The following is a 12,048-nucleotide window of genomic DNA, read 5'->3' as shown; positions in this document are numbered from 1 at the left end:
AGCCCGTCACGGCCCGGACGATGCGTGTGGGCGCGTGGCGGATAAGGATGTCCATGCCCCTGCAGTCCATGGCGCCCCTCGGCACCGCGCCGCCGACCGTTCCCCGCTACGGCGGGGTCGCCCAGGCCCTGCACTGGCTCACGTCGGCCCTGGTGGTGGCGGTGCTGCCGCTCGCCTGGATCGGCACCAGCCTCGCCAGGGACGCGGCGGCCAAGCCGGTCGTCTTCACCCTGCACAAGTCGGTCGGCCTGACGATCTTCGCGATCGTGGCCCTGCGCATCCTGTGGCGGGCCCTGAATCCCCCGCCGCCCGAGACGACCGAGTCGCGCAGCCTGGCGCTTCTCGCCAGGATCAATCACTGGCTGCTCTACGCGATCTTCCTGATCATGCCGGTCACCGGCTTCCTGCTCAGCGCCTTCAACGGCAATCCGCTGCCGTATTTCTGGCTGTTCTCCATCCCGGGCTTCGAGAAGAACCCCGAGTTGCACGAGGCCTTCGAGAAGGCGCACCTCGCGGGTCAATGGGCGGTCTACGCGCTGGTGCTGCTGCACATCCTCGCGACCGTCTGGCACGTCGCCATCCGCCGCGACTTCGTCCTCGACCGAATGCTGCCGGAGCAGGACCCGCGCAGGCTCCCGCCGCTGCCGGACACCCTCCCGCTCAGATGAAGGGGAGGTTGGGCAGCGCCTCGAGATCCAGCGGCCGCCAGCCGAGGCGCTTGCGCACGAGGCTGTAGAGAACGCTGAAGGCGATCATGCTGACCAGCGCCGCCAGGATGAAGTAGCTCGGCTTCGCGGTCGACAGCCAAGCCGCGATCCCGATCAGGACGGCCAGGCTCATGATCGCGCCGGTCGGGTAGCGCGGGCCGCGGAATTCCTCAGTCATCGGTCACTCCAAGAATGGTGGCGTCCCGGACGATCGGGCCGGTTCGGCCGGCTCCGATCGCCCGAAGGCCGCCTCAGCGGGCGAGATTGGCGCGGCGGCGCTCTTCCCACTCGCGCTCGTTCTGCCAGAACCGCACCATGTTCTGGTGCTGCAGGGCGAGGTTTCGCTCTTGCGCCAGCGCCTCGCGGTGCTGCGTCACACCCATCATGCATTGGGCGAAGGCGTCGGTGCCCGGCTCGAAGCCGAAGCCGAGACACTGGTTCTGATCCATGGCCCGCTGCTCCTTGGGGCTGACGCAGGCCGTGACGGAGAGGGTGCAGGCGGCGACGAGGGCGAGCCGGCTCACGAACGAAGCCGTGCTCCGACCGGAGCCCTGCCGCTCCGCCGCGTGGGCGCGCCGCTGCCCGTTCAGGCGACCATTCATGAAACGCATGGGACTTCCAGACCTTCCAACCTTCCTGCGCCGCGCGGGGTGCGGGCGCTGCCGTGAGCATCTGGAAGCCGCGCGGGACCGCCCGCCCGTCGCGGCGATCCCGGCGACGGCGGCGGCAATGGCCCCGACCGATGTCCCGATGCAGCGCGGGTGTCGCGCTTGAAGGCTGGATAAGGCCTCGCGCCTTACTCAAGTATTGTCGTGTCGATCCGGAAGAGGATCGAGGAAATACACGTTCGATGGAGGGTTAACGATCGAGGAATTCGCGGCTGATCTCGGCCGAGGCAGGGCTAACGGACCATGAAACTGATCGCGTGTATTTGCAATCGCACATAAACTGCTGATGGCGCCTCAGGCGCTGCGGGAGGTCTCGGCGAGCCAGTCGACCACCGCGTCGAGGGCCTGCCGGTTGCTGGTCTCGCCGCCGCGGGCCGCCTCGAACACCGCGATCTGCCGGTCGGCGCTGGTGCCCTCCCGCAGGATCCGCTGGGCGCCCTCGATCTCCGCCGCGCAGCCGAGGGCCTCGGCATCCTCCGCCACGAGGGAGAGCACGCTGGCGAGATAGTCCGAGAAGGGGAAGGCCTCCTCGGAGGCCTCGTCGATCAACTCCGCTTCGACGCCGCTGCGCTGCGCCCGCCAGAGGTTCTCCGCCGCGAGCGCCCGGGAGACGCCGGTGAGGCCGGCATTCAGCGCCGGCCGGCGCTCGACGAGGCGCACCAGGCAGCGGAACAGGGCGGCGATGACGAGGGCGTCGTCGAGCCGGGTGCAGCTGTCGGCGATGCGCAGCTCCAGGGTCGGGAACTTGATCGAGGGGCGCAGCGACCACCACAGGTAGCTCGCATCCTGGATCGAGCCCGCCTTGGTCATGATGCGGATGTAGCGCGCGTAATCGGCCGCATCCGCGATCAGCTCCGGCAGGCCGGTGCGGGGCAGCTCGCCGAAGGCGCTGAGGCGGTAGGCGGAGAGCCCGGTCGGCTTGCCCTGCCAGAAGGGCGAGGAGGCCGAGAGCGCGAAGAGCAGGGGCTGGAACGGCAGGAGCCGGTTCATCAGGTCGACGCGGGCCTCCGGTTCGGCCACCTCGACATGGACATGCATGCCGCAGATCAGGCTGCGCCGCCCGGCGAGCCCGACATCGCGCAGGATGCCGCGGTAGCGGTCGCCCTTGGTGGGCAATTGCCGCGCCCAGTCCGCCACCGGATGGGTGCCGGCCGCGAAGACGAGCAGGCCGTGCCGCCCCGCAATCTCGGCGAGCTTGTCCCGCTGGCGCGCGAGCACGTCGCGGGCCGCCCCGAAGGCGGTCGAGGGCGGCGTGCAGACCTCGACCTGGCACTGGAGCAATTCGCGCCCGATCTCGGGCAGGGCCTCGCCGGCCTCCGTATGGAAGGGCTTCACCGAGCGGCGCGGCGTCCCGCGGGTCTCGGCATCGGCCAGAAAGTACTCTTCCTCGATGCCGAAGCGGTAGCTGTGGCCGGACATCACCCTATCCCCTGACGCGGAGACCGGTCGGACGCCGCCTCACTCAACGCGTGAGTACGAACGCTGCCGGGGGCGAAGGGTTCAGCGTGGCCGTCCGCTGCCCACGAGCCAGGCCGGGTCGAACCAGCGGTCGGCCTCGCCGTCATAGGGCAGGCGGGTGACGTCCCAGTGCTGGATATAGGGGGCGTAGACGTCCCAGACCTTGATACCGCCGCCCACGAAGATGCGCCGGCCGGGATAGCGCTTCAGCACCGTCTCCGGATCCTCGTGCGAGCGGATCACGTCGATGGTGCGGTCCTTGAAGGCGAATTCGGGAATCGAGGAGACCGTCTTCGGGCCGGCGATGAGCACGTGGCCCATGGTGAGCTGGAAGAAGCGGGTCACGTCCTCGACGAAGACCGGATCGGTGTTGCCCTCCCAGGGCAATTGCCCGTTCAGCCCCAGCTGGCCGCGCTGGCCGATGGCGCAGATGCAGCGGACGTCGATCATGCGGTCCTCGAAGGTAGGTTGGGGGCCGGCGACGAAGGCCGCGCTCAGGCGGGGGGCTGGAAATCCAGCACCCGGTCGCTCGGGAAATCGTAGAGCCGGCCGGTTTCGTTCCAGGCGGGGCTCGCGAGCCGCACGAGATGGGGCGCGAGGTCGTCCGGCGTCCGGAGGGTCTGCGGATCCTCGCCCGGCATGGCGGCGGCGCGCATGGCGGTGCGGAGCGGGCCCGGATTGACGAGCATCGCCCGCACTCTGGTGCGCTCGGTCTCGGCGGCGTAGGTGCGCACCAGGGCGTCGAGCGCCGCCTTCGAGACGGAATAGGGCCCCCAATAGGCCCGGCACTTCACGGAGGCGCCGGAGGTGACGAAGACGGCGCGGCCGGCCTCCGAACGCTGCAGCAGCGGATCGAGGGATCGGATCAGCCGGTAATTGGCGGTGACGTTGATCGCCATCACCTGATCCCAGACCTTGGGCGTGACATGGCCCACGGGCATCAGGTTGCCGAGGATGCCGGCATTGCCGATCACCGCGTCGAGCCGGCCCCAGCGCTCGTTGATCGCGGCGCCGAGCCGGTCGAGCCCGTCGAAATCCGTCAGGTCGAGCGGCACCAGCGTGGCGCTCGACCCGGCGGCCTGGATCGCGTCGTCGAGTTCTTCCAGCGCCCCCTGCGTGCGGGCCACGGCGACGATGTGGGCCCCGGCCCCGGCCAGCGCCAGGGCGGCGGCCCGGCCGATGCCGCGGGAGGCTCCGGTGACGACGGCGATGCGGCCTTCGAGGGGCTTCCCCATCCGCTCAGTCCGCCTCGGCCAGCATCGCGAAGCGCTTCGGCCCGGCGATGGCGAGGTCGGTCAGCCCGGTCGGATACTCGCCGGTGAAGCAATGGTCGGTATATTGCGGGCAGGCCTCGTTGCGGGCTTCCTCGCCCATCGCCCGGTAGAGGCCGGGGATCGAGAGGAAGGCGAGGGAATCCGCGCCGATATATTTGCGCATCCCCTCGAGGTCGTGGGTGGCGGCGAGCAGCTTCTCCTTCTCCGGCGTGTCGATGCCGTAGAAGTCGGGATAGGTGATCGGCGGCGAGGCGATGCGGAAATGCACCTCCGTCGCGCCGGCGTCGCGCATCATGCGCACGATCTTCACCGAGGTGGTGCCGCGCACGAGGCTGTCGTCGACGAGCACGATGCGCTTGCCCTCCACCGCGGCGCGGTTGGCCGAGTGCTTCATGCGCACGCCGAGCTCGCGCACGGACTGGGTCGGCTGGATGAAGGTGCGCCCGACATAGTGGTTGCGGATAATGCCCATCTCGAAGGGCAGGCCGGTCTCCTGGGCGTAGCCCAGGGCCGCCGGCACGCCGGAATCCGGCACCGGGATCACGATGTCGGCCTCGGCCCCGGCCTCGCGGGCGAGCTCGATGCCGATGTTCTTGCGCACGGCATAGACGCTCTTGCCGTTCACCACGGAATCCGGCCGGGCGAAGTAGATGTATTCGAAGATGCAGGGCCGCATCGGGCGCCGCTCGGCGAAGCGGATCGATTCCAGCCCCTCGTCCGAGATCACCACCACCTCGCCGTTCTCCACGTCGCGGATGAAGCGGGCGCCGATGATGTCGAGGGCGCAGGTTTCCGAGGCGAGGATGTAGCGGCCGTCGAGTTCGCCGATCACCAGGGGGCGGATGCCCATGGGGTCGCGGGCGCCGATCAGCTTCTTGTTGGTCAGCGCTACGATGGCGTAGGCGCCCTCGATCTGCTGCAGGGCGTCGATGAAGCGCTCGACGATGCGGGGTTTGCGCGAGCGCGCGGCCAGATGCAGGATCACCTCGGTGTCCGAGGTGGACTGGGTGATGGCGCCGTCGCGCACCAAGTCGCGGCGGAGGGAGAGAGCGTTGGTCAGGTTGCCGTTATGGGCGACCGCGAGGCCGCCGCTCGCCAGCTCCGCGAAGAGCGGCTGCACGTTGCGCAGGATGGTGCCGCCCGTCGTCGAGTAGCGCACATGGCCGATGGCGGCCTGGCCCTTCAGCCGCTCGATGGTGGCGCGGTCCGAGAAGGAATCGCCGACGAGGCCCTGGCGGCGCTCGGAATGGTAGACCGCCCCGTCGAAGGCGACGATCCCGGCCGCCTCCTGGCCGCGATGCTGAAGGGCGTGGAGCCCGAGGGCCACGATGGCGGAGGCGTCGTCGTGTCCGTAGATGCCGAAGACGCCGCATTCCTCACGCAGGGTATCGCCCTCGGCGTCCCAGTCGAGGTCCCGCGCGCTCTGTTCTGACATGCCTGCCGATTCCTCGTTGCCGGCCGATCCCGACGGGCAGCGTCTTTGGAAAGCCCGCTATCTAAGCGACCTCTGCGGCGGAACCAAGAACGGTTCCATGCAGGCAGGCGGGGTCAGCGCCGCGGTGCGGGCGTGGCAGGCTGTGCGTCGGTGCGCTGGGCCGGCGTGTCGCCCTCGGCCGGCGGCTCGCCGCCTTCCGGCGCGCCCTCGCCCTTCGGCTTGCGCAGGCTCTTGATCCAGCCCTCCGGATTGTCGGGCAGCTGGGCGACCAGGGCGTTGCCGGACTGCTCCAGATAGTAGCGCGTCTTCGCCTGGGCGGCCCAGTCGGGCATCCGGCCCTGGACGAGCCAGGCCAGGAAGACCCATCCGATCACACAGATCAGGAAGCCGCGGGCGGCGCCGAACAGGAAGCCGAGGGAGCGGTCCACCGCGCCGATCCGCGAATCGAGCACGAGGTCGGAGAGCTTCACCGTGATGATCGAGACGACGATCAGCGTACCGAGGAAGATCGCCGCGATGGAGGCGACGAGGGCCACCGTGTCGCTGGTGACGTGCTGCTTCACCGTGGGCAGCAGCAGCGGGTGCAGCGACCAGGCGACCGCCGCGGCGACGACCCAGGCGAAGATCGCCAGCACCTCCCGGGTCACGCCGCGCACGGCGGCGAGCAGCGCGGACAGGACCACGATGCCGAGCACCACGAGGTCGAGGATGGAAAACGGCATCGCAGGCTACGCATCGCTTAGGGCGGGGAACGGCCGCTCGGCATCGACACGCGGGCTCGCCCGGGCCGCGCGCCTCCGGCTCTTGATGCGGGCGTTATACAAGCGCGAACCTCGGCCGTCACCTTGCGCGAAACAGGCGCCCGATTTCACCGTGCACGACGCTGGGGATCCTCATGCGAGTCTCCTGGCGCGGCCCCGCAGCCTCAGTCGACCTCCGCCCGGCGGGCATTGCGCGCGCTGCGCCGGGGCGCATCGGCGACGATGCCCGCCACGAGGTCGGCGATGTGGCGCAGGGACTGGGTGGCGAGCAGCCTGTCGGTCTCCTCGCCCCGGCCCTGCGGCACCATCGCCCGCGAGAAGCCGAGCTTCTGCGCCTCCTTCAGCCGCGCCTGCGCCTGGGCCACCGGCCGCACCGCACCCGAGAGGCCGACCTCGCCGAAGAACACCGTCTCCGGCGCGAGCGTCGCGCCGGAGAGCGAGGAGACCAGGGCGGCCGCCACCGCGAGGTCGGCCGCCGGCTCGGAGATGCGCAGGCCCCCCGCCACGTTGAGATAGACGTCGTGGGTGCCGAGCCGCAGGCCGCCATGGGCCTCCAGCACCGCGAGCACCATGGAGAGCCGGTTCGGATCCCAGCCGACCACGGAACGCCGGGGCATGCCCAGAGCCGAGGGCGTGACCAGGGCCTGGATCTCGACGAGGAGGGGCCGCGTGCCCTCCATGCCCGCGAAGACCGCCGTGCCCGGCGCGGCATGGTCGCGCCCCGCCAGGAACAGGGCGGAGGGATTGGGCACCTCGGAGAGACCCGCATCCGTCATCTCGAAGACGCCGATCTCGTCGGTGGGGCCGAAGCGGTTCTTCACCGCCCGCAGGATGCGGAAATGGTGGCCCTGGTCGCCCTCGAAGGAGGCGACCGCGTCGACCATGTGCTCCACCACGCGGGGGCCGGCGATCTGCCCGTCCTTGGTGACGTGGCCGACGAGGATCACCGCCGTGCCCGTGGTCTTGGCGAAGCGGATCAGGGCCTGGGCGGAGGAGCGCACCTGCGTGACCGTGCCCGGGGCCGATTCGACGGTCTCGGTCCACATGGTCTGGATCGAATCGATGATGGCGAGCGCCGGCGGATGGCCCTGGGACAGGGTCTCGACGATGTCCTCGACATTGGTCTGCGCCGCGAGCTCCACCGGATGCTTGGCGAGGCCGAGGCGCTCGGCCCGCAGGCGCACCTGGCCCACCGCCTCCTCGCCGGAGATGTAGGCGACGCGGGCACCCTGGGCCGCCATGGCCGCGGAGGCCTGCATCAGCAGGGTCGACTTGCCGATGCCGGGATCGCCCCCGAGCAGGATCACCGAGCCGCGCACGAAGCCGCCGCCGGTCACCCGGTCGAGCTCGGCGATGCCGGAGGGCGTGCGCGGCGCCTCCTTGGCCTCGCCGGTCAGGCCCTCCATGGGGAAGACCCGGCCACGGGCGCGGGACGAGGTCCGCGCCGCCGCCGGACCGGATTGGGGGCCGCTCGCCGCCACCTCCTCCTGGATCGTGTTCCAGCCGTCGCAGGCCTCGCAGCGCCCGCGCCAGCGATTGTAGACCGCCCCGCAGGACTGGCACACGAAGGTCTGGTGGATCTTGGCCATGGATTGCGGTCCCGGCCGCAGGGGCCCGGAGGAAGGGAGGGGCCGGCTCTCGCGGCCCGGCTTACCCTACATAGACACGAACATAACGGGAACCCAGCCCCGTCAGGATCTCGTAGCCGATCGTGCCTGCGGCCTCGCCCACCTTGTCGATGTCGAGGTCGTGGCCGATCAGGGTGGCGGTTCCGCCGCGTCGGGCCTCCGGGGCCTGCGTCACGTCGAGGATGATGAGATCCATCGAGATCAGGCCGAGGATCGGGCAGGGGACGCCGCCGACGAGAGCCCGGCCGGCATTGCTCGCCGCGCGCGGATAGCCGTCGGCATAGCCGAGGGACAGGGTGGCGAGGCGGCGCCGGCCGGGCGCGGTCCAGCGGGCGTTGTAGCCGCAGCTCTCCCCGGCCTCGACCTCCCGCAGCTGAAGGATCGTCGCCTCGAGCCGCACCACCGGCCGCATCGGATTCGGTCGGCCGGGATGCGGGTTGCCGCCGTACAGCGCGTAGCCCGGGCGCAGCAGATCGTGCCGGACCCGGGCGTCGAGGCAGCCGCCCGAGGAATTGGCGAGCGAGGCGCGCAGCCCCGGGAAGGCCGCGCGGATCGCGGCGAAGGCCGCCGCCTGGCGGTCGTTCACGGCGGCCTCGGGCTGCTCGGCGCTGACGAGATGGCTCATCACGAGGTCGATGCCCGCTTCCGCCAGCAGCGGATCGCCGGAGAGCGCCAGGGCCTCGGGCACGGGCAGCCCGAGCCGGTTCATGCCGGTATCGACATGCAGCGCCGCCGGCAGCGCGCCCCGCGACAGGGCCGCCCATTCGGCGATCTCCTCCCCGTCCCCGAGGACGGGGCGCAGGGCATGGGCGCGGTAGGCCGCGCCGGTGCCGGGGGCGAGGCCGTTGAGGACGTAGATCGCCGCCTCCGGCAGCAGCGCGCGCGCTGCGATCCCCTCGGCGAGATGCGCCACGAAGAAGGTCCGGCAGCCCACCCGCCACAGCGCGGGGGCGACCCGGGCGAGCCCGCAGCCATAGGCGTCGGCCTTCACCACGGCGCCGCACTCGGCCTGCGGCGCGCAGGCGCCGAGCTGCCGCCAGTTCGCGACGAGCGCCGACAGGTCGATCGTCAGGCGGGCGCCGTGGGCGGGATAAAAGCGCGCCTCGTCGCGACCCTCTGGTTCTTCGAAGGCGATGATCCGCTCTCCTCCGGCCGGCCCCCGCCGGGTCCCTCACAGCTGCGCCCGCGTGGCGCGGATGAGGGCTTGTAGCACGATCCGGATCAGATCCGGTCGGGCATCCGGTCGTCGCTGGCCAGGTTCGAGAAGCGGGTGATGTTGGCGTCGAACTGCAGCTCGACCGTGCCGGTGGGGCCGTGGCGCTGCTTACCGAGGATGACCTCGGCCTTGCCGTGGACGCGGTTCATCTCCGCCTCCCAGGCGAAGAACTCTTCCGTGCCCTCGCGGGGCTTCTTGTTGTTGACGTAGTATTCCTCGCGGAACACGAACATCACCACGTCGGCGTCCTGCTCGATCGAGCCGGATTCGCGCAGGTCGGCGAGCTGCGGCCGCTTGTCGTCGCGGTTCTCCACCTGACGGGAGAGCTGCGAGAGCGCGATGATCGGCACGTTCAGCTCCTTGGCGAGCGCCTTCATGCCGGTGGTGATCTCGGTCATCTCCTGCACGCGGTTGTCGCCCTTCTTGGCCGAGCCCGAGAGCAGCTGAAGATAGTCGACGATGAGCAGGTCGAGCCCCTTCTGCCGCTTAAGGCGGCGGGCGCGGGCGGCGAGCTGGGCGATGGAGATACCGCCGGTCTGATCGATGTAGAACGGGATCGACTGCATCTCCCGGGCGGCGTCGGTGATCTTGTAGAAATCCTCGGGCCGGATGTCGCCGCGGCGGATCTTGTAGGAGGGCACGCCGGATTGCTCGGCGATGATGCGGGTGGCGAGCTGCTCGGCCGACATTTCGAGGGAGAAGAAGCCGACGATGCCGCCATTCACGGTCTCGATCACGCCGTCGGGCCGCTTCTCGCCGCGATAGGCCTTGGCGATGTTGAAAGCGATGTTGGTCACGAGCGAGGTCTTGCCCATGGCCGGGCGCCCCGCGAGGATGATCAGGTCGGAGGGCTGCAGGCCGCCCATCTTGGCGTCGAGGTCGGTCAGCCCCGTGGCGATGCCGGAGAGCTTGCCGTCGCGCTGATAGGCCTTGGCCGCCATGTCGACGGCCGCGGTGAGCGCGTCGGAGAACTTCTGGAAGCCGCCGTCGTATTTGCCGGCCTCGGCCAGCTCGTAGAGCCGGCGCTCGGTCGCCTCGATCTGGTCGCGGGGCGCGGCCTCCACCGGCGCCTCGTAGGCGCCGTTCACGAGGTCCTCGCCGATGGTGATCAGCCGGCGGCGGATCGCGAGGTCGTAGATGGTGCGGCCGTATTCGGCGGCGTTGATGACGGTGGTCGCCTCCGCCGCGAGGCGGGCGAGGTACTGCATCGGCGTCATGCCGCCGAGATCGGCGTCGCCGAGATAGGTCTTGAGGGTGATCGGGGTCGCGAGCTTGCCCGCCTTGATCAGGGAGACCGCGACCTCGAAGATCTTGCGGTGCACCTCCTCCATGAAGTGCTCGGGCAGGAGGAAGTCCGACACCCGGTAATAGGCGTCGTTGTTGACCATGATCGCGCCGAGCAGGGCCTGCTCCGCGTCCATATTGTGGGGCGGGACGCGGTACTCGGCCTGGACCGCTTCGAGCTTCGCCGTCAGGGCGTTGGGCAAGGCCATGGCGCGCTCTCGATCTCCATTCCCGGCGGCCCGACGGGGCCGCGCTCCGTATCTCTGCCCGACCATGCCGCGGCACGGTGAACCGATCCTTAGGGGCGGCGCGCCGGCCGCGCTGCACCCGCCGCGCCACACCCGCCGAAAGCCGAGCGCCCGCGGTTCCGAGGACCGGAATCGCGGGTGCTATGCTGGAACGAATTGGGAACAAGTCAACGCCGGAAGCGCATCGTCCCCGCTGTCCACGGGGTCCCGGAACGCTTCGCGCCGGCTCAACAGCCCTGCAGCGCGGCGAAATCGGACATCTCGAAGAGGGGGCGGATCTCGATCTCGCTCGGGCCGGGCATGGGATTGGGGCAGCGCCTCACCCAGTCCACGGCTTCCGCCATGTCCTTCACCTCCCAGAGCCAGAAGCCGGCCACCAGCTCCTTCGTCTGCGCGAAGGGGCCGTCGATGACCCTGCGCTCCGTGCCGTCGAAGGCGACCCGCTTGCCCCGGGAGGAGGGGTGAAGCCCGTCGGCCGCCCGGAGGATGCCCGCCTCCGCCAGCGCCTCGTTGAACCGGCCCATGGCCTCGAGGAGTTCGGCGGAGGGCATCTGCCCGGCCTCGCTCTCCGTGGTCGCCTTCACCAGAACCATCACCCGCATCGTCCGCTCCTTCGAAGGACCGGGGCATCGTCGGCCCCGTCTCCTCGAAAGACGATGCGGCTGGTCCCGGGCCGACATCGGCCCGGGATCTTTTTTCAGTTGTTCTCCCCGGGGCGCTGCCGCCGCGGGAGGAAGCGGCTCAGCCGCGGTCGTCGGCGCCCTCGCCGGCATCGGCCAGCGCCTGGCCGACCTCGAGGCCGAGGTCGTCGAGGTTGAACTGCTCGCGCTCGGTGACGACCTCGCCGCGGGCCTGGCGCTCGGCCTCCTCGGCGCTGCGGGCGACGTTCACGGTCACGGTGACCTCGACCTCGGGGTGCAGGTGCACCGGCACGGTGTGCAGGCCGAGGGTCTTGATCGGCTGGTTGAGCACGAACTGGTCGCGGCTCACGGTGAAGCCTTCCTTGGTCACGATCTCGGCGAGGTCGCGGGCCGAGACGGAACCGTAGAGCACGCCGGTCTCGCCGGACTGGCGAACCAGGATGAAGCTCTGACCGTCGAGCTTCTCGGCGACGGCCTGGGCCTCGCTGCGGCGCTCCAGGTTGCGGGCCTCGAGCTGGGCGCGCTGGGCTTCGAAGTGCTTCTTGTTGGCCTCGGTGGCGCGCAGGGCCTTGCCGCGGGCGAGGAGGAAGTTGCGGGCGTAGCCCGGGCGGACCTTCACGGTCTCGCCCATCTGGCCGAGCTTGGCGACGCGCTCGAGGAGGATGACGTCCATGGTTCTGTGTCCTTTCGGTCGAGTTTTTCGGTGTTTGCAGGATCCGCCGGGTTCA

General features: G+C 70.2%; 13 protein-coding genes. 1 reads left to right on the top strand and 12 read right to left on the bottom strand.

The window, feature by feature from the left end; genetic code table 11:
• The first annotated feature begins 53 nt into the window (after positions 1-53).
• Positions 54-668 (top strand): cytochrome b, encoded by a 615-nt coding sequence (locus tag MFF21_RS06500; protein ID WP_238310412.1) that lies wholly within the window; start codon positions 54-56, stop codon positions 666-668.
• Here the strand turns inward: MFF21_RS06500 and MFF21_RS06495 are convergent.
• The 12 genes from MFF21_RS06495 to rplI form a co-directional block, all read right to left on the bottom strand.
• On the bottom strand, positions 661-885 hold the full coding sequence (locus MFF21_RS06495) for a hypothetical protein (protein WP_238310411.1): 225 nt from the start codon (positions 883-885) through the stop codon (positions 661-663). The two genes, MFF21_RS06500 and MFF21_RS06495, sit on opposite strands and share 8 nt — an antisense overlap.
• Before the next feature lie 73 nt (positions 886-958).
• Positions 959-1,318 carry a hypothetical protein gene (locus MFF21_RS06490; RefSeq protein ID WP_238310410.1) on the bottom strand — a complete coding sequence of 120 codons (360 nt, stop codon included), beginning with the start codon at positions 1,316-1,318 and terminating at the stop codon, positions 959-961.
• A 351-nt stretch (positions 1,319-1,669) separates the two neighbouring features.
• Positions 1,670-2,794, bottom strand: coding sequence for a carboxylate-amine ligase (locus tag MFF21_RS06485; RefSeq protein ID WP_238310409.1), 1,125 nt, complete (start codon positions 2,792-2,794; stop codon positions 1,670-1,672).
• Positions 2,795-2,875: 81 nt separating this feature from the next.
• On the bottom strand, positions 2,876-3,283 hold the full coding sequence (locus MFF21_RS06480; RefSeq protein WP_238310408.1) for a dihydrofolate reductase: 408 nt from the start codon (positions 3,281-3,283) through the stop codon (positions 2,876-2,878).
• A gap of 44 nt (positions 3,284-3,327) precedes the next feature.
• On the bottom strand, positions 3,328-4,068 hold the full coding sequence (locus MFF21_RS06475; protein ID WP_238310403.1) for an SDR family NAD(P)-dependent oxidoreductase: 741 nt from the start codon (positions 4,066-4,068) through the stop codon (positions 3,328-3,330).
• 4 nt (positions 4,069-4,072) lie between these two features.
• A complete protein-coding gene (purF, locus tag MFF21_RS06470; RefSeq protein WP_238310401.1) occupies positions 4,073-5,542 on the bottom strand; it encodes an amidophosphoribosyltransferase in 1,470 nt (489 codons plus the stop codon).
• 113 nt (positions 5,543-5,655) lie between these two features.
• A complete protein-coding gene (locus tag MFF21_RS06465; protein ID WP_238310400.1) occupies positions 5,656-6,264 on the bottom strand; it encodes a CvpA family protein in 609 nt (202 codons plus the stop codon).
• Between the two features lie 203 nt (positions 6,265-6,467).
• A complete protein-coding gene (gene radA / locus MFF21_RS06460) occupies positions 6,468-7,892 on the bottom strand; it encodes a DNA repair protein RadA (RefSeq protein WP_238310398.1) in 1,425 nt (474 codons plus the stop codon).
• Between the two features lie 61 nt (positions 7,893-7,953).
• Positions 7,954-9,066: an alanine racemase gene (alr, locus tag MFF21_RS06455; RefSeq protein ID WP_238310522.1), complete on the bottom strand. Its 1,113-nt coding sequence runs from the start codon at positions 9,064-9,066 to the stop codon at positions 7,954-7,956.
• A gap of 86 nt (positions 9,067-9,152) precedes the next feature.
• Positions 9,153-10,640 carry a replicative DNA helicase gene (locus MFF21_RS06450; RefSeq protein WP_238310396.1) on the bottom strand — a complete coding sequence of 496 codons (1,488 nt, stop codon included), beginning with the start codon at positions 10,638-10,640 and terminating at the stop codon, positions 9,153-9,155.
• Between the two features lie 266 nt (positions 10,641-10,906).
• Positions 10,907-11,281, bottom strand: coding sequence for a YciI family protein (locus MFF21_RS06445; RefSeq protein ID WP_238310392.1), 375 nt, complete (start codon positions 11,279-11,281; stop codon positions 10,907-10,909).
• A 139-nt stretch (positions 11,282-11,420) separates the two neighbouring features.
• The gene (gene rplI / locus MFF21_RS06440; RefSeq protein WP_238310390.1) at positions 11,421-11,993 is read right to left on the bottom strand and encodes a 50S ribosomal protein L9; all 573 of its coding nucleotides are present in this window, start codon (positions 11,991-11,993) and stop codon (positions 11,421-11,423) included.
• Positions 11,994-12,048: the final 55 nt, after the last annotated feature.

This window comes from Methylobacterium organophilum, assembly GCF_022179465.1.
In the GTDB taxonomy this organism is placed as follows: Bacteria; Pseudomonadota; Alphaproteobacteria; order Rhizobiales; family Beijerinckiaceae; genus Methylobacterium; species Methylobacterium organophilum.
The sequence above is the reverse complement of the archived record's forward strand: the minus strand, read 5'-3'. Positions and strand labels throughout refer to the sequence as shown.